Source organism: Pseudomonas alcaligenes, assembly GCF_014490745.1.
Lineage (GTDB): Bacteria > Pseudomonadota > Gammaproteobacteria > Pseudomonadales > Pseudomonadaceae > Aquipseudomonas > Aquipseudomonas alcaligenes_C.
Genome location: NZ_LZEU01000001.1, coordinates 4,013,048 through 4,027,888, shown reverse-complemented (window position 1 = coordinate 4,027,888; position 14,841 = coordinate 4,013,048). Strand labels below are relative to the sequence as shown.

The following is a 14,841-nucleotide window of genomic DNA, read 5'->3' as shown; positions in this document are numbered from 1 at the left end:
CACATGCCTCGACAGCTGCTGCCCTTACTGGCTGTCATCACTGTTCTACTGTTGCCCGTCGTGGCCGCCCGTGGCGAACCCGGGGTGAGTCCGGCAGAAATCCGCATCGGCATGGTCAACGCCCAGAGCGGCCCCGCCGCCGGCCTGGGCCGGGGCATGAAGGCCGGAGCCGAGGCCTACTTCGCCCGCCTCAACGCCAGCGGTGGGGTGCATGGCCGACGCATCAGCCTGATCAGCCTGGACGACGGCTACGAGCCGGAGCGCAGCGCGGCGGCAACCCAGACACTGATCGAGTCGGGCAACGTGTTCGCCCTGTTCGGCTATGTCGGCACGCCCACTTCGCGCGCGGCCCTGCCGCTGGTGCTGCGTGCCCAGGTGCCCTACCTGTTCCCCTTCACCGGCGCCACCGTGCTGCGCACCCCGGTGCACCGCTGGGTATTCAACGTACGCGCCTCCTACCTCGACGAGACCGAGGAAATGGTCGCGCGCCTGTATGACGACCTGCACCTGCAGCGCATCGCCCTGCTGATGCAGGACGACTCCTTCGGCGAGGCCGTGAAGAGCGGCCTGGCCGGCGCCCTGGCCCAGCGCGGCCTGCAGATCCACGGCGAGGTGCGCATCCAGCGCAACTCGCTGGCGGTGGCGGCCGCGGTGGATGCGCTCAAGCTGCAGCAGCCGGAGGCGGTGTTCTTCGTCGGTACCTACCGCCAGCTGGCGGCGACCATCAAGCAGGCCAGGGCGGCCGGGCTGAAGACGCGCTTCGTCACGGTGTCCTTCATCGGCACCGAAGACTTCGTCGCGGCCGCCGGGGCGGACGGCAACGGCGTCTACATCACCCAGGTGATGCCGTCACCCTACGATGCCTCGCGCCCGCTGGTGGCGCACTACCGCAGCGACATGGGCAGCGCCGGCATCGGCTACACCTCGCTGGAGGGCTATGTGGGCGCGGCGGTCTTCGCCCAGGCCCTGCAGCAGGCCGGCCCGCAGCCAAGCCGCGAGGGGCTGATCCGGGTGCTGGAGAAGCTCAAGATCGATCCGGGCGGCTTTCCGGTGGCGTTCTCGCCGACCGATCACCAGGGGTCGGACGAGGTGTTCCTGACCCGCGTGCAGGATGGCCGGGCGCAACCGGTCAGCCGCATGCAGTAACGACAAGGGCGCCAAGATGGCGCCCTTGTACATTCAGGCGTTGATGGTTTCCGCGTGGTGGCAGGCCACCTGGCGCGCATCGAGCAGACGCAGCTCCGGCACTTCCTGCTGACAACGCTCCGTGGCGTACGGGCAGCGCTTGTGGAAGGCGCAGCCGCTGGGCGGGTCGAGCGGGTTGGGCAGTTCGCCGGCGATCTTGATCTTCGGCTTGGCCGGATCCGGGTGGATGGCCGGCGTGGCCGAGAGCAGGGCGCGGGTGTAGGGATGCAGCGGGCGCTCGTAGATCAGCTCGGCCGGGCCCATCTCGGCCGGGCGGCCGAGGTACATCACCAGCACGTCGTCGGCCACGTGCTGCACCACCGCCAGGTTGTGCGAGATGAACACGTAGCCGGTGTTGTACTGCTCCTGCATGTCCATGAACAGGTTGAGCACCTGGGCCTGAATCGACACGTCGAGCGCCGAAGTCGGCTCGTCCGCCACCAGTACCTTGGGATTGAGCATCATCGCCCGGGCCAGGGCGATGCGCTGGCGCTGGCCGCCGGAAAACATGTGCGGGTAGCGCTGGTAGTGCTCGGGGCGCAGGCCGACCTGCTGCATCATCGCCTGCACCCGCTCGCGGCGTTCGCTGCGCGACAGGCTGGTGTTGATCAGCAGCGGCTCGGCCAGCTGGTCGCCGATCTTCTGCCGCGGGTTGAGCGAGGCGTAGGGGTTCTGGAACACCATCTGCACATCGCGGCGCAGCTGCTTGCGCTGGGCCTTGTCGGCGCCGGCGACTTCCTGCCCGGCGATCTGCAGGCTGCCGGAAGAGGGATCTTCGATCAGGGTCAGGGCACGGGCCAGGGTCGACTTGCCGCAGCCGGACTCGCCGACCACCGCCAGGGTCTTGCCGGCTTCCAGGCTGAAGGACACGCCGTTGAGCGCGCGCACCAGGGCGCTGGGCTGGAACAGGCCGCGGGAGATCTCGTAGTGGCGGGTGAGGTCACGGGCAGTCAGGACAGCACTCATCAGGCCACCTCCGCAGTCAGGTTGAGGGGGTAGAAGCAGCGCACCGCACCGCGCGCATGGGGCTCCAGCGCCGGGCGCTGCGCGCTGCAGTGCGGCTGGGCGTAGGGACAGCGCGGCGACAGCAGGCAGCCGACGGGGCGGTCGTAGCGCCCGGGGACTATGCCGGGCAGGGTGGCCAGGCGCGTGGCGCCCTTGCTGTGCTCGGGAATCGCCTTGAGCAGCGCCTCGGTATAGGGGTGAGTCGGCGCATCGAACAGCGCCGGCACGCCGCCGATTTCCACGGCCTGGCCGGCATACATCACGCACACCCGGTTGGCGGTCTCGGCGACCACGGCGAGGTCGTGGGTGATCAGCACCAGGCCCATGCCCTCGTCGCGCTGCAGGTCGAGGAGCAGATCCATGATCTGTGCCTGGATGGTCACGTCGAGCGCGGTGGTCGGTTCGTCGGCGATCAGCAGCTTGGGTTCGGCGGCGATCGCCATGGCAATCGCCACGCGCTGGCTCATGCCGCCGGAGAGCTGGTGCGGGTAGGCGTCGAGGCGGCTGGCGGCACCGGGAATCTCGACCCGTTCCAGCAGCTGCAGGGCGCGGGCGCGGGCGGCCTTGCCCTTGAGGCCAAGGTGCTGGCGCAGCACTTCCTCGATCTGGAAACCGACCGTGTAGCTGGGGTTGAGAGCGGTCATCGGATCCTGGAAGACCATCGCCAGATCCTTGCCGACGACAGTCCGGCGCTGCTTGCCCTTGAGCTTGAGCATGTCGTGGCCGTCGAAGGTCAGGCTGTCGGCGCTGACGATGCCGGGGGCGTCGATCAGGCCCATCAGGGCCATCATGGTCACCGACTTGCCGGAGCCGGACTCGCCGACGATGGCCAGCACTTCGCCCTTGTCCACGGAGAGGTCGAGACCGTCGACCACCGGTATGGCGTTGGCGTCGCCGAAGCGCACGCTGAGATTCTTGATATTCAGCAGACTCATGCTGGGCTCCTTACTGCGCATTCTTCAGTTTCGGGTCGAGCGCATCGCGCAACCCGTCGCCCATCAGGTTGATTGCCAGCACGCTGAGCAGAATGGTCAGGCCGGGCAGCGAGACCACCCACCAGGCGCGCTCGATGTAGTCGCGCGCGGAGGCCAGCATGGTGCCCCACTCGGGGGTGGGCGGCTGTACGCCGAGGCCGAGGAAGCCCAGCGCGGCGGCGTCGAGAATGGCCGAGGAGAAGCTCAGGGTGGCCTGCACGATCAGCGGTGCCATGCAGTTGGGCAGCACGCTGACGAACATCAGGCGCAGGGTGCCGGCACCGGCCAGGCGCGCGGCGGTGACGTAGTCGCGGCCCAGTTCGCCCATCACCGCGGCGCGGGTCAGGCGCACGTAGGACGGCAGCGACACCACGGCGATGGCGATCACCGTGTTGATCAGCCCGGGGCCGAGGATGGCGACGATGGCCACCGCCAGCAGCAGCGAGGGCAGGGCCAGCATCACGTCCATCAGGCGCATGATCGAGGGGCCGAGCAGGCGCGGGAAGAAGCCGGCGACCAGGCCCATGAGGATGCCCGGGATCAGCGACATCAGCACCGAGGCCAGGCCGATCAGCAGCGACAGGCGCGAGCCGTGGATCAGCCGTGAGAGCAGGTCGCGGCCCAGTTCGTCGGTGCCGAGCAGGAAGCGCATCTGTCCGCCTTCCAGCCAGGAGGGCGGGGTGAGCAGGAAGTCGCGGAACTGCTCGCTGGGATCATGCGGCGCTACCCAGGGGGCGAACAGCGCGCAGAACACGATGACCAGCATGAACAGCAGGCCGCCGACGGCGCCCTTGTTGTGGGCGAAGGCCTGCCAGAATTCCTTGAGCGGCGAGGGGTAGAACGGCGCCTGATCGGCGGCGGGCATTGTGTTGGCTTGAGTCATGTCCGGGCCTCCTTAGCGCTGATGACGGATGCGGGGGTTGACCAGGCCGTAGAGGATGTCCACGACGAAGTTGACCAGGATCACCAGGCAGGCTATCAGCAGGATGCCGTTCTGCACCACCGGGTAGTCGCGGGCGCCGATGGCCTCGATCAGCCACTTGCCGATGCCCGGCCAGGAGAAGATGGTCTCGGTCAGCACGGCGCCGGCCAGCAGGGTGCCGACCTGCAGGCCGAACACGGTGAGCACCGGGATCAGTGCATTGCGCAGGCCGTGGACGAACACCACGCGCGCCGGCGACAGGCCCTTGGCGCGGGCGGTGCGGATATAGTCCTCGCGCAGCACTTCGAGCATGGCCGAGCGGGTCATCCGCGCGATCACCGCCAGCGGGATGGTGCCGAGCACGATGGCCGGCAGGATCAGGTGCTTGAGGGCATCGACGAAGGCGCCTTCGTCCTCGCTGAACAGGGTGTCGATGAGCATGAAGCCGGTCTTCGGCTCGATGTCGTAGAGCAGGTCGATGCGCCCGGAGACCGGCGTCCAGCCGAGGTAAACCGAGAAGAACATGATCAGCAGCAGGCCCCACCAGAAGATCGGCATCGAGTAGCCGGCCAGGGAAATGCCCATCACCCCGTGGTCGAACAGCGAGCCGCGCTTGAGTGCGGCGATCACCCCGGCCACCAGGCCGAGCGTGCCGGCGAACAGCAGAGCGGCCAGGGACAGCTCCAGGGTCGCCGGGAACAGGGTGAGGAACTCGTTCCACACCCCTTCGCGGGTGCGCAGCGACTCGCCCAGGTCGCCCTGCGCCAGCTTGCCGATGTAGTCCAGGTACTGCGCCGGCAGGGGCTTGTCCAGGCCCAGGCGGTGCATGGCGGCGGCGTGCATCTCGGGGTCGACGCGGCGCTCACCCATCATCACTTCCACCGGGTCGCCGGGAATCAGGCGAATCAGCGCGAAGGTCAGCAAGGTGACGCCGAAGAAGGTGGGGATCAACAACCCCAGACGTCTGGCTATGAAGGACAGCATTGCGTTGTGGTACTCCGCATCATCAGGTTGGCGAGCCTTCGTGGGACTCGTCTGTTATCAGGCCCGCGGGCCCGCTACTGCTTTCGCCGGGTATGGGCGAAGTTGTTCGAGCCCAGCGGGCTCAGGGTGAAACCCTCGACATCCTTGGCGAGTACGGTGAACTGCTTGGGGTGGGCCAGGGCGATCCACGGCGCCTGCTCGTGGAAGATCGCCAGGGCCTGGCGGTACAGCTCGGCGCGCCGGGCCGGGTCGCTGACCCGGCGGGCCTCGCCGATCAGCCCGTCGAACTCGCGGTTGCACCAGCCGGCCTGGTTCTCGCCGGATTCGGCGGCGGCGCAGGACAGGTTGGGGGTGAGGAAGTTGTCCGGGTCGCCGTTGTCGCCGACCCAGCCCATGAACACCACGTCGTGCTCGCCGTTCTTGGCACGTTTGATCAGCTCGCCCCACTCGAACACGCGGATATCGGCCTGGATGCCGATGGCGGCGAGATCCGCCTGCAGCATCTGCGCGCCAATGCCCGGGTTGGGATTGGTCGGGCCGCCGCCGGGACGCGTCCAGATCGACAGCTTGAAGCCGTTCTTCAGGCCAGCCTCGGCCAGCAGCCGGCGTGCCCGCGGCAGGTCGTGGGGCCAGGCCTTGATCTGGTCGTTGTAGCCGAGCAGGGTGGCCGGGTAAGGGTTGATCGCGCTGCTGGCGCCGCCCTCGCCGAACTGCGCGCGCAGGTAGGCGGGGCGGTCGAAGGCCAGGTTGATGGCCTGGCGCACGCGCACGTCGTCCAGCGGCTTGTGCCGGGTATTGAGGGCGACGTAGGCGGTGATCAGCGAATCCAGCTCAAGCACCTGCAGGTTGCCAGCCTGGCGCAGGCCCGGCACGTCGGTGGGGCGCGGGTAGACCGCGATCTGGCACTCGCCGGCCTTGAGCTGCTGCACCCGCACATTGGGATCGGGGGTTATGGCCAGCAGCAGTTGCTCGCTCGCTGGCGGGCCGGCCCAGTAATGCGGGTTGGCGCGAAAGCGCACCTGGGTGTCCTTGCTGTAGCGCTCGAAGATGAACGGCCCGGTGCCCACCGGATGGCTGTTGAGTTTGTCCGGGGTGCCGGCCTGGAGCAGCTGGTCGGCGTACTCGGCGGAATAGATCGAGGCGAAGCCCATGGCCAGGTCGGCGAGGAAGGGCGCCTCGGGGTGTTTCAGGGTGAAGCGCACGCTGTAGTCGTCGAGCTTCTCCAGCTTGTCGATCAGGCTGGCGAAGCCCATGGCTTCAAAATACGGGTAGCCGCGTGGCGCCAGCTGGTGCCAGGCATGGGCCGGGTCGCGCTGGCGCTGGAAACTCCACAGCACGTCGTCGGCATTGAACTCGCGGCTGGGGGTGAACCAGGGCGTGGCATGGAACTGCACGCCCTGACGCAGGAAGAAGGTGTAGCTCAGGCCGTCATCGCTGATGATCCAGCGTTCGGCCAGGGCCGGGATGATTCGGGTGCTGCCGGGGGCGAACTGCACCAGGCGCTCGAACAGCGTCTCCGCCGAGGCGTCGGCGGTGGTGGCAGCAGTGTACTGGACGATGTCGAACCCTTCCGGGCTGGCTTCCGTGCAGACCACCAGTGGCTGGGCGAGAAGGGACAGCGGAAGGTACAGAGCCAGAAACAGCAGGCAGCGGCGCATTGCGAGCGGGAGACAGGGGCGGGGCCTTGCGGCCCCGCCGGCTGGCTTACTTGCCGACGCTCACGCCGTAGAAGGCGTTGAGCGCGAACGGGCTGATCTTGAAGTCCTGCACGTTCTTGCGCATCGGCTGGTACACGGTGGAGTGGGCGATCGGGGTGATCGGCACCTGGGCCTTGAGGATGTGCTGAGCCTGCTTGTACAGCTCGGTGCGCTTGGCCACGTCGGAGGTGGCCTTGGCTTCCTTGATCAGCTTGTCGTAGGAGGCGTCGCACCACTTGGAGAAGTTGTTGCCGTCGACCGCGTCGCAGCCGTACAGGGTGCCCAGCCAGTTGTCCGGGTCACCATTGTCGCCGCTCCAGCCGATCAGCATGGCGTCATGCTCGCCGCCCTTGGCGCGTTTGATGTACTCGCCCCACTCGTAGGTGACGATCTTGGCCTTGATGCCGATCTTGGCCCAGTCGCTCTGCAGCATCTCGGCCATCAGCTTGGCGTTGGGGTTGTACGGGCGCTGCACCGGCATGGCCCACAGGGTGATCTCGGTGCCTTCGGCAATGCCGGCGGCCTTGAGCAGTTCCTTGGCTTTCTCCGGGTTGTACTCGGTGCCCTTGATGGTCTCGTCGTACGACCACTGGGTCGGCGGCATGCCGTTGACGGCCAGCTGGCCGGCGCCCTGGTAGACGGCGTCGATGATCGCCTTCTTGTTCACCGCCATGTCCAGCGCTTCACGCACTTCGAGCTTGTCGAACGGCTTGTGGGTGACGTTGTAGGCGATGTAGCCGAGGTTGAAGCCCGGCTGCGACGGCATGTTCAGGTTGGGATCTTTCTTCAGCCCTTCCAGGTCGGCTGGGCGCGGCAGCAGGGTGATCTGGCATTCGCCGGCCTTGAGCTTCTGCATGCGCACGGAGGCGTCGGTGTTGATCGAGAAGATCAGGTTGTCGATCTTCACGTCCGCCGGCTTCCAGTATTCCTTGTTGCCGCTGAAGCGGATCTGCGCGTCCTTCTGGTAGCGCTTGAACACGAACGGGCCGGTGCCGACCGGTTTCTGGTTGATGTCGGCGGCCTTGCCGGCCTTGAGCAGCTGGTCGGCGTACTCGGCGGACTGGATCGAGGCGAAGCTCATGGCCAGGTTCTGGATAAAGGCCGCATCCACGCCGTTCAGGGTGAACTTGACGGTCAGGTCGTCGAGCTTCTCGACCTTGGCGATATTGGCGTCCATGCCCATGTCGGTGAAGTAGGGGAACTCGGCCTGGTAGGCCTTGCGGAACGGGTGATCCTTGTCGAGCATGCGCTGGAAGGTGAACAGCACGTCGTCGGCGTTGAATTCGCGGCTCGGCTTGAAGTACTCGGTGGTGTGGAACTTCACGCCCGGGCGCAGGTGGAAGGTGTAGGTCAGGCCGTCAGGCGATACGTCCCAGCTGGTGGCCAGACCCGGCTCCACGGCGGTGCCGCCACGCTCGAACTGGGTCAGGCGGTTGAACATGGTTTCCGCCACCGCGTCGAAGTCGGTGCCGGTGGTGTACTGGCCGGGGTCGAAACCGGCAGGGCTGCCCTCGGAGCAGAACACCAGGTTGCTGGCGGCGCTGGCGAGTGGGGCGCTGGCGATCAGCCCAGCAGCGAGTAAAGCCTGGATGACGGCGTTTTTACGCATGTTGACCTCATGTTTATTTTGGTTTTGATCTTGAGGGGTGCTTTGTGGGCACCTTGCGAGAAACTATGCACGGCATATGCCGCGTACAAGCGCTATGCGTCACTCAGTGTAGAAGCTGCGGGGAAGTTGTAAGGGCTTGTCGCATATCTGCAACTTTGCGCTGCAGAGAAGGCAGGGTGCCAGCAGTGGATGCCGGCACCCTGCTCCGGATCAGGGCATCTGCACTTCGATCACGCCATCGGCGGCCAGGCTGACCCGGCTGCTGCCGGCTTCGATCTGCGGCGCCGGGGCGCTCTTGCTGAAACCGCTGTCCATGGCCATGGCGCGCATCGGCATCACCGGCTGGAAGCCGCCGCTGCTCAGGTTCAGGCTGACCAGCTTGTAACCCTTGCCGCCGACGGCCTCGGTGGCCAGCTGGGCGCGGGCCTTGAAGGCGGCCACGGCGTCCTTGATCAGCGCATCCTCGCTCTGCTGGCGGGTGGTCTCGGCCACGGCGAAGTTCATCTCGGCCATCTGCAGCTCGCCCAGCAGGTCGGCGGAGAGCTGCGCCAGGCTGGCGAAGTCGGCGCTTTCCAGGCGCACTTCGGCGCGCTCGCGCCAGGCGCTGATCTTCTTGCCTTCGTCTTCATACACCGGGTAGCTGTTGCGACTGCCCAGGCTGACCTTGACGCCCTTGACCTGGCGCGCCTGCTCGATGGCCTGGTTGAGGGTCTTGGTGATGCCGGCGGCAAGGCGCGCCGGATCCTTGTCCTGGGCCTCGCGGTAGAGGGTCACGAACATGCGGTCGTGGGCCACTTCCTGGCTCACTTCGGCGCGCAGGGACACCTGGTTGTAGCGCGGCTCGTCGGCCAGGGCCGGCAGGCTGGCGAGGGCGCCGAGGCTGAGGGCGAGGGTGGCGGCGAGGCGGTTGAATGGCTGCATCGGGGAACTCCTGTGGGAAAACTGTCCTGAGGGTAGACGGATCTGTGTGACTATCCGGGTTAACGCCGGTTCCGCATTCCAACATGGCGTCACAAAGCTGCGGCGAGTTGCCGCAGTGAAGCGGCACCCGGAGCTGCATGGTTATACTCGGCGCAGTCCACCGGAGCCATCATGTACGCGCGTGTCCAACTGTTCTCCGCCAGTCGCCAGAATCTCTGGCGCCTGACCCTGATCCGCCTGCTGGTGCTGGCCGCCCAGGCCGGCTCGGTGGGCATCGCCTACCTGACCGACATCCTGCCCCTGCCCTGGCTGGCGCTGAGCATCACCCTCGGCGTTTCCCTCGGCGTCTGCCTGCTCACCGCCCTGCGCCTGCGCGGGCCGTGGCCGGTGACCGAGCTTGAGTACACGGTGCAGCTGGCCTGTGACCTGGTGATCCACAGCCTGCTGCTGTACTTCTCCGGCGGCTCGACCAACCCCTTCGTTTCCTATTACCTGGTGCCGCTGACCATCGCCGCGGCGACCCTGCCCTGGTTCTATTCGATGTTCCTTGCCGGCCTGGCGCTGACCGGCTACACGGCGCTGCTGATCTGGTATCACCCGATGCACCTGAACAACGTGCAGCACGAGGCGATGCTGATCAGCCTGCACCTGTTCGGCATGTGGATGAACTTCGCCCTGTCGGCGGCCTTCATCACCTTCTTCGTGGTCAAGATGGCTGGTGCCCTGCGCAGCCAGGACGAGCTGCAGGCGCTGCGCCGCGAAGAAGGCATGCGCGACCAGCAGCTGCTGGCCGTGGCCACCCAGGCCGCCGGCGCCGCCCACGAGCTGGGCACGCCGCTGGCGACCATCAGCGTGCTGCTCAAGGAGCTGCGCCAGGAATACCGCGACAAGCCGGCCCTGCAGGACGACCTGGCGCTGCTGCAGGAGCAGGTGATGCTGTGCAAGGAAACCCTGCAGCACCTGGTGCGCGCCGCCGAGGCGGATCGCCGCCAGGCGGTGTTCGAGCAGACCGCCGTGCAGTGGCTCGAGGCCACCCTCAACCGCTGGCACCTGATGCGCCCGGAAGCCACCTACCGCTTCCAGTGCCTGGGCTACGGCGCCGTGCCGCGCCTGTCGCCGCCGGCCGACCTCAGCCAGGCCCTGCTCAACCTGCTGAACAACGCTGCCGATGCCTGCCCGGAAAAGCTCGACATCCGTCTGGACTGGGATCAGCAGTGGATCAACCTGAGCATCCGCGACCACGGCGCCGGCGTGCCGCTGGCCATCGCCGAGCAGATCGGCAAACCCTTCTTCACCACCAAGGGCAAGGGCTTCGGCCTCGGCCTGTTCCTCAGCCAGGCCAGCGTGACGCGGGCCGGCGGTTCGGTGAAACTGTACAACCACGAAGAGGGCGGCACGCTCACCGAGCTGCGCCTGCCCAGACTGGCCCCAGGAGAAGACCATGAGTGAAGAGCTGCCCATCGACGGCGAAGACCAGCCGCACCTGTTGCTGGTGGACGACGACGCCACCTTCACCCGCGTGATGGCGCGGGCCATGGATCGCCGTGGCCTGCGCGTGAGCGTGGCCAACTCGGCCGACGAGGGCCTGGCCCTGGCCAAGGAAGACCTGCCGGACTACGCCGTGGTCGACCTGAAGATGGAGGGCGACTCCGGCCTGGTGCTGCTGCCCAAGCTGCTCGAGCTGGACCCGGAGATGCGCGTGGTGATCCTCACCGGCTATTCCAGCATCGCCACCGCCGTGGAGGCGATCAAGCGCGGCGCCACCAACTACCTGTGCAAGCCGGCCGACGCCGACGACGTGCTTACAGCGCTGCTGTCGCAGCATGCCGACCTGGAAACCCTGGTACCGGAAAACCCGATGTCGGTGGATCGCCTGCAGTGGGAGCACATCCAGCGCGTGCTGGCCGAGCACGAGGGCAATATCTCCGCCACCGCGCGTGCCCTCGGCATGCACCGGCGCACCCTGCAGCGCAAATTGCAGAAGCGTCCGGTACGTCGCTGAAGCGTAGGGCGGGTGAAACCCGCGGGTTTCACCCGCCCTACGCAGTATTGCCTGCGATTTTTATGACCAGCTGAAAGCCTGGCGAAAGCTTCGTGGCGTTCGGCGCTGGTATCATTAGCCCCCTAACCAAGTAGTCAGGTTCGGGGTTCCCCATGCTCGCCGTCTTCCAGCAAACCATCGGCATCACCGCGCCGGTGTTTTCCATGCTGTTCCTCGGCGTGGCGCTCAAGCGCCTGCGGCTGATCGACGTCCACTTCATCCACACTGCCTCGGCCCTGGTGTTCAACGTGAGCATGCCGGTCATGCTGTTTCTGGCCATCCTGCATGCCGACCTGAATACCGCGCTGCAGCCGGCGGTACTCGGCTACTTCCTCCTCGCCACCGTGCTCGGCTACCTGCTGGCCTGGGGCTGGGCGCTGCTGCGGGTGCCCTATGCCGAACGCGGCATCTACGTGCAGGGCGCGTTTCGCGGCAACAACGGCATCATCGGCCTGGCCCTGGCTACCAGCCTGTACGGCGACTACGGCCTGTCGCTGGGCGGCATTCTCGGCGGGGTGGTGATCCTCAGCTACAACACCCTGTCGGTGATAGTGCTGGAGGTCTACAACCCGGCGAGCAAGGCCAGTGTCTGGGGCATCGCCAAGAGCATCCTGCGCAACCCGCTGATCCTCGGCGTGCTCAGCGCCATCCCCTTTGCCTACTGGAAGGTCACGCTGCCGGCCTGGCTGACCACGTCCGGCGAGTACCTGGCCCAGCTGACCCTGCCGCTGGCGCTGATCTGCATCGGCGGCACCCTGTCGCTGGCCTCGCTGCGCGCCAGCAGTGGTCTGGCGGTCAGCGCCAGCCTGATGAAGATGCTCTGGCTGCCGCTGCTGGCCACCCTCGGCGCGTTCTTCTGCGGTTTCCGCAATGCCGAGCTGGGCATCCTCTTTCTCTACTTCGCCAGCCCCACGGCGGCGGCCAGCTTCGTCATGGCCAAGGCGGCCGGTGGCAACCACGAACTGGCGGCAGCGATCATCGTCATCACCACGCTGATCGCGGTAGTCAGCACCAATATCGGTCTGTTGGTGCTGCAGTCTGGCGGCTGGATCTAGGTTCTGGACGATAAGTGCCTGCGCTCGGTAAGGCTGCGTGAAAAGCTGGTTCGGAATGCTCATTTACCGCTCGTAAACTGCGCTTCCTCACCCGCTTTTGCCTTGCCTGACCTTCGCTCGACGACTTTTCGTACAGAACCTAGGGCAGGAACTCCACCCGCAGCGCGCGGCTGGCGCTGCGCCCCTGGTCGTCGCTGACCCGCAATTGGTACTGCCCGGAGCGCTCGGGGCGCCATTGCAGGCCGGCCTGCGGCGTGCTCTGGCCGAGCAGGGTCTGGTCGGCGAACCAGTAGAGCAGGCGCGCGTCGCTGGCCGCGTTGGCGCTCAGCGGAATGCTCTCCTGCGGCTGCGACAGGCGCAGGCTGTAGGTGACCTGGGTCAGCGGCGAGGTGATGCGCGGTACCTCGTCGCTGTTGATCGCCGGCTGTACCTGGCAGTCGCGCAGCGCATCCGGCGGGGTGCGGCGAGGCAGGCCGGCGGCGGCGAACAGGCGCTGCAGGTCGCTGGGCCAGAACTCGAACACCTGCAGCTCGCTACTGGCCGGATCGAAGGGCGGGCAGGCGGCCTTGCCGGTGGCACGGTCGACCATCACCGGACGATGCAGGGTGGACACCCGGATCGGCGACACGCCCGGCCAGTACCAGGTCTTGCGCGTCTGCGGGCACCAGCGGTTGGGCAGCTCGCCGGAGGCGGCACAGACCTCGACCCGGGTCAGCCCGGCGGGCGGTTTGTCGGCCGCCGGCTGTACCTGTGGCAGGGCCAGGGGCAGGGCATCGGCGATACGGAAGAACAGCGGTGCGGCGGTCTTCAGGCCGATAAAGGCCGGGTTGGGCTGGCCGTCGAAGTTGCCGACCCACACCACCAGCACGTAGGGGCCGACCAGGCCGGCGCTCCAGGCGTCGTGGAAGCCCCAGGAGGTGCCGGTCTTCCAGGCCACCGGCCAGTTGCGTCCGCGGCTGTCGGGCGGCAGGCCGTCCGGGCGCGGGTTGTGCCGCAGCATGTCGCGCACCATGAAGGCCGCCTGTGGCGACAGCAGCTGCGCGCCCACGGTGGCCGGGTCGTCGCGGGTGTAGCGCAGGCTGCGCAGGCGGCCGTCGCCGGCCAGCATCAGGTACAGGCGCGCCAGCTCGGCCGGGGTCAGCTCGCCGCCGCCCAAGGCCAGGCCCAGGCCGTAGAACTCCTCTTCGCGCAGGCGCTGCACGCCGGAACGCTGCAGCAGGCCGTGCAGCGAAGGTTCGTGCACCTGGCTGGCCAGCCACACGGCCGGCACGTTGCGGCTGCGGATCAGCGCATCCTGGGCGGTCAGCGGGCCGGCGAACTTGCCGTCGAAGTTCTCCGGTTGGAAGGCGCCGAAGGCGCTGGGCGCATCCTTGATGATGCTCATTGGCTGGATCACCCCCTGATCCAGGGCCAGGCCGTAGAGAAAGGGTTTCAGCGTCGAGCCGGGCGAGCGGCGCGCCTGCACGCCGTTGACCTGGCCATGCAGGTCGGCAGCGAAGTAGTCGGCCGAGCCGACCAGCGCCTTCACCGCCTGGTCACGGCTGTCGACCAGGATTGCCGTGGCGTTGTGCACGCCCTGGTCGGCGTGTTCGCTGACGAACTGGGTGATCAGCTGTTCCAGCTGGCGCTGCAGGCGCAAGTCGAGGGTGCTGTGCAGCAGCGCATCGCGGCGGCTGGCCAGCAGCTGCTCGCTCAGGTGCGGCGCGCGGAACGGTAGCTGCGCGCGCGTACGCGCTTCCAGCGGCAGGCGCAGCAGGCCGGCGTTGCGCGGATCATCCGGGTGCTCGGCGAGCCAGATGTCCAGCAACTGCAGGCGGGCCTTCTGCAAAGACGGGCCGAAGTGCGCGCGGCGCCCCGGCTGCTGCGGGATCACCGCCAGGGCCAGGGCCTCGCTGAGCGACAGCTGTTCGGCGGACTTGCCGAAATAGATACGACTTGCCGCCTCGACGCCCTCGATATTGCCGCCCATGGGCGCCAGGTTGAGGTAGGCCTCGAGGATGTCGTGCTTGCTGTGGCGCGCCTCGAGCCACAGGGCCAGGACGATCTGTTGCAGCTTGCCGGCGATATGCCGCGAGTTGAGGCCGTACAGGCGCCGCGCCAGCTGCATGCTCAGGGTCGAGCCGCCCTGGCGCGCGCCGCCGCCGTAGGTGGCCAGGGCCGCGCGCAGCAGGGCGCTGGGGTCGACGCCGGGATGGCGGTAGAAGTGGCGGTCTTCCTTGAGCAGCAGGGTGTCGATCATCGCCGGCGCCATCTGCTCCAGCGGCAGCCACAGACGGTACTGGCCGTCACTGGCCAGGGTCAGGCGCAGCAGCTCGCCGTCCTGGGCCAGCACCAGGCGCGAGGCGGGCGCGGCTTCGCGCAGCGGCGCATGCGGCCACAGGCGCAGGGTTAGCAGTGCCGCCAAAAGAACTGCTGTGACTGTGGCTGGTTTAGTAACTCGCATGCAGC

At 67.3% G+C, this 14,841-nt stretch carries 12 protein-coding genes; 4 read left to right on the top strand and 8 right to left on the bottom strand.

The features are described 5' to 3' along the window. Nucleotides 1-3 precede the first annotated feature (3 nt). Nucleotides 4-1,146 carry an ABC transporter substrate-binding protein gene (locus A9179_RS18410; RefSeq protein WP_187807660.1) on the top strand — a complete coding sequence of 381 codons (1,143 nt, stop codon included), beginning with the start codon at nucleotides 4-6 and terminating at the stop codon, nucleotides 1,144-1,146. A gap of 33 nt (nucleotides 1,147-1,179) precedes the next feature. Here the strand turns inward: A9179_RS18410 and A9179_RS18405 are convergent, their stop codons facing one another. The 7 genes from A9179_RS18405 to A9179_RS18375 all read right to left on the bottom strand — a co-directional run bounded on the left by A9179_RS18405 (nucleotide 1,180) and on the right by A9179_RS18375 (nucleotide 9,297). Beyond that, nucleotides 1,180-2,151: a peptide ABC transporter ATP-binding protein gene (locus A9179_RS18405; RefSeq protein ID WP_187807659.1), complete on the bottom strand. Its 972-nt coding sequence runs from the start codon at nucleotides 2,149-2,151 to the stop codon at nucleotides 1,180-1,182. Then, entirely contained in the window at nucleotides 2,151-3,125 is a 975-nt protein-coding gene (locus A9179_RS18400) for an ABC transporter ATP-binding protein (RefSeq protein WP_187807658.1), read from the bottom strand. The genes A9179_RS18405 and A9179_RS18400 overlap by 1 nt, the downstream gene beginning before the upstream one ends. Nucleotides 3,126-3,135: 10 nt before the next feature. Further along, nucleotides 3,136-4,047, bottom strand: a complete 912-nt coding sequence (locus A9179_RS18395; protein ID WP_187807657.1) for an ABC transporter permease subunit — start codon at nucleotides 4,045-4,047, stop codon at nucleotides 3,136-3,138. Nucleotides 4,048-4,059: 12 nt separating this feature from the next. Further along, on the bottom strand, nucleotides 4,060-5,070 hold the full coding sequence (locus A9179_RS18390) for an ABC transporter permease subunit (protein ID WP_187807656.1): 1,011 nt from the start codon (nucleotides 5,068-5,070) through the stop codon (nucleotides 4,060-4,062). Nucleotides 5,071-5,144: 74 nt separating this feature from the next. Next, nucleotides 5,145-6,728 carry an ABC transporter substrate-binding protein gene (locus A9179_RS18385; RefSeq protein ID WP_187807655.1) on the bottom strand — a complete coding sequence of 528 codons (1,584 nt, stop codon included), beginning with the start codon at nucleotides 6,726-6,728 and terminating at the stop codon, nucleotides 5,145-5,147. Nucleotides 6,729-6,774: 46 nt separating this feature from the next. Then, nucleotides 6,775-8,376 (bottom strand): ABC transporter substrate-binding protein, encoded by a 1,602-nt coding sequence (locus A9179_RS18380; RefSeq protein WP_187807654.1) that lies wholly within the window; start codon nucleotides 8,374-8,376, stop codon nucleotides 6,775-6,777. 210 nt (nucleotides 8,377-8,586) lie between these two features. After that, nucleotides 8,587-9,297 carry an SIMPL domain-containing protein gene (locus A9179_RS18375; RefSeq protein WP_187807653.1) on the bottom strand — a complete coding sequence of 237 codons (711 nt, stop codon included), beginning with the start codon at nucleotides 9,295-9,297 and terminating at the stop codon, nucleotides 8,587-8,589. A gap of 171 nt (nucleotides 9,298-9,468) precedes the next feature. Between A9179_RS18375 and A9179_RS18370 the strand changes: the two genes are divergently transcribed. The 3 genes from A9179_RS18370 (at nucleotide 9,469) to A9179_RS18360 (ending at nucleotide 12,393) form a co-directional block, all read left to right on the top strand. Beyond that, complete coding sequence (locus A9179_RS18370; protein WP_187807652.1) at nucleotides 9,469-10,746, top strand: ATP-binding protein; 1,278 nt, start codon at nucleotides 9,469-9,471, stop codon at nucleotides 10,744-10,746. After that, nucleotides 10,739-11,299 carry a response regulator transcription factor gene (locus A9179_RS18365; RefSeq protein ID WP_187807651.1) on the top strand — a complete coding sequence of 187 codons (561 nt, stop codon included), beginning with the start codon at nucleotides 10,739-10,741 and terminating at the stop codon, nucleotides 11,297-11,299. The genes A9179_RS18370 and A9179_RS18365 overlap by 8 nt, the downstream gene beginning before the upstream one ends. Before the next feature lie 152 nt (nucleotides 11,300-11,451). Further along, nucleotides 11,452-12,393, top strand: a complete 942-nt coding sequence (locus tag A9179_RS18360) for an AEC family transporter (protein WP_187807650.1) — start codon at nucleotides 11,452-11,454, stop codon at nucleotides 12,391-12,393. A gap of 139 nt (nucleotides 12,394-12,532) precedes the next feature. On the opposite strand, the gene pbpC is transcribed toward A9179_RS18360, so the two are convergent. After that, the gene (gene pbpC, locus A9179_RS18355; RefSeq protein ID WP_187807649.1) at nucleotides 12,533-14,836 is read right to left on the bottom strand and encodes a penicillin-binding protein 1C; all 2,304 of its coding nucleotides are present in this window, start codon (nucleotides 14,834-14,836) and stop codon (nucleotides 12,533-12,535) included. Nucleotides 14,837-14,841 lie beyond the last annotated feature (5 nt).

Excerpts from the sequence above, each read along its gene's own strand:
- A9179_RS18380 (WP_187807654.1), bottom strand. The coding sequence starts at position 8,376 with ATGCGTAAAAACGCCGTCATCCAGGCTTTACTCGCTGCTGGGCTGATC.
- A9179_RS18390 (WP_187807656.1), bottom strand. The coding sequence starts at position 5,070 with ATGCTGTCCTTCATAGCCAGACGTCTGGGGTTGTTGATCCCCACCTTC.
- pbpC (WP_187807649.1), bottom strand. The coding sequence starts at position 14,836 with ATGCGAGTTACTAAACCAGCCACAGTCACAGCAGTTCTTTTGGCGGCA.
- A9179_RS18400 (WP_187807658.1), bottom strand. The coding sequence starts at position 3,125 with ATGAGTCTGCTGAATATCAAGAATCTCAGCGTGCGCTTCGGCGACGCC.
- A9179_RS18405 (WP_187807659.1), bottom strand. The coding sequence starts at position 2,151 with ATGAGTGCTGTCCTGACTGCCCGTGACCTCACCCGCCACTACGAGATC.
- A9179_RS18375 (WP_187807653.1), bottom strand. The coding sequence starts at position 9,297 with ATGCAGCCATTCAACCGCCTCGCCGCCACCCTCGCCCTCAGCCTCGGC.
- A9179_RS18410 (WP_187807660.1), top strand. The coding sequence starts at position 4 with ATGCCTCGACAGCTGCTGCCCTTACTGGCTGTCATCACTGTTCTACTG.
- A9179_RS18370 (WP_187807652.1), top strand. The coding sequence starts at position 9,469 with ATGTACGCGCGTGTCCAACTGTTCTCCGCCAGTCGCCAGAATCTCTGG.
- A9179_RS18360 (WP_187807650.1), top strand. The coding sequence starts at position 11,452 with ATGCTCGCCGTCTTCCAGCAAACCATCGGCATCACCGCGCCGGTGTTT.
- A9179_RS18395 (WP_187807657.1), bottom strand. The coding sequence starts at position 4,047 with ATGACTCAAGCCAACACAATGCCCGCCGCCGATCAGGCGCCGTTCTAC.
- A9179_RS18385 (WP_187807655.1), bottom strand. The coding sequence starts at position 6,728 with ATGCGCCGCTGCCTGCTGTTTCTGGCTCTGTACCTTCCGCTGTCCCTT.
- A9179_RS18365 (WP_187807651.1), top strand. The coding sequence starts at position 10,739 with ATGAGTGAAGAGCTGCCCATCGACGGCGAAGACCAGCCGCACCTGTTG.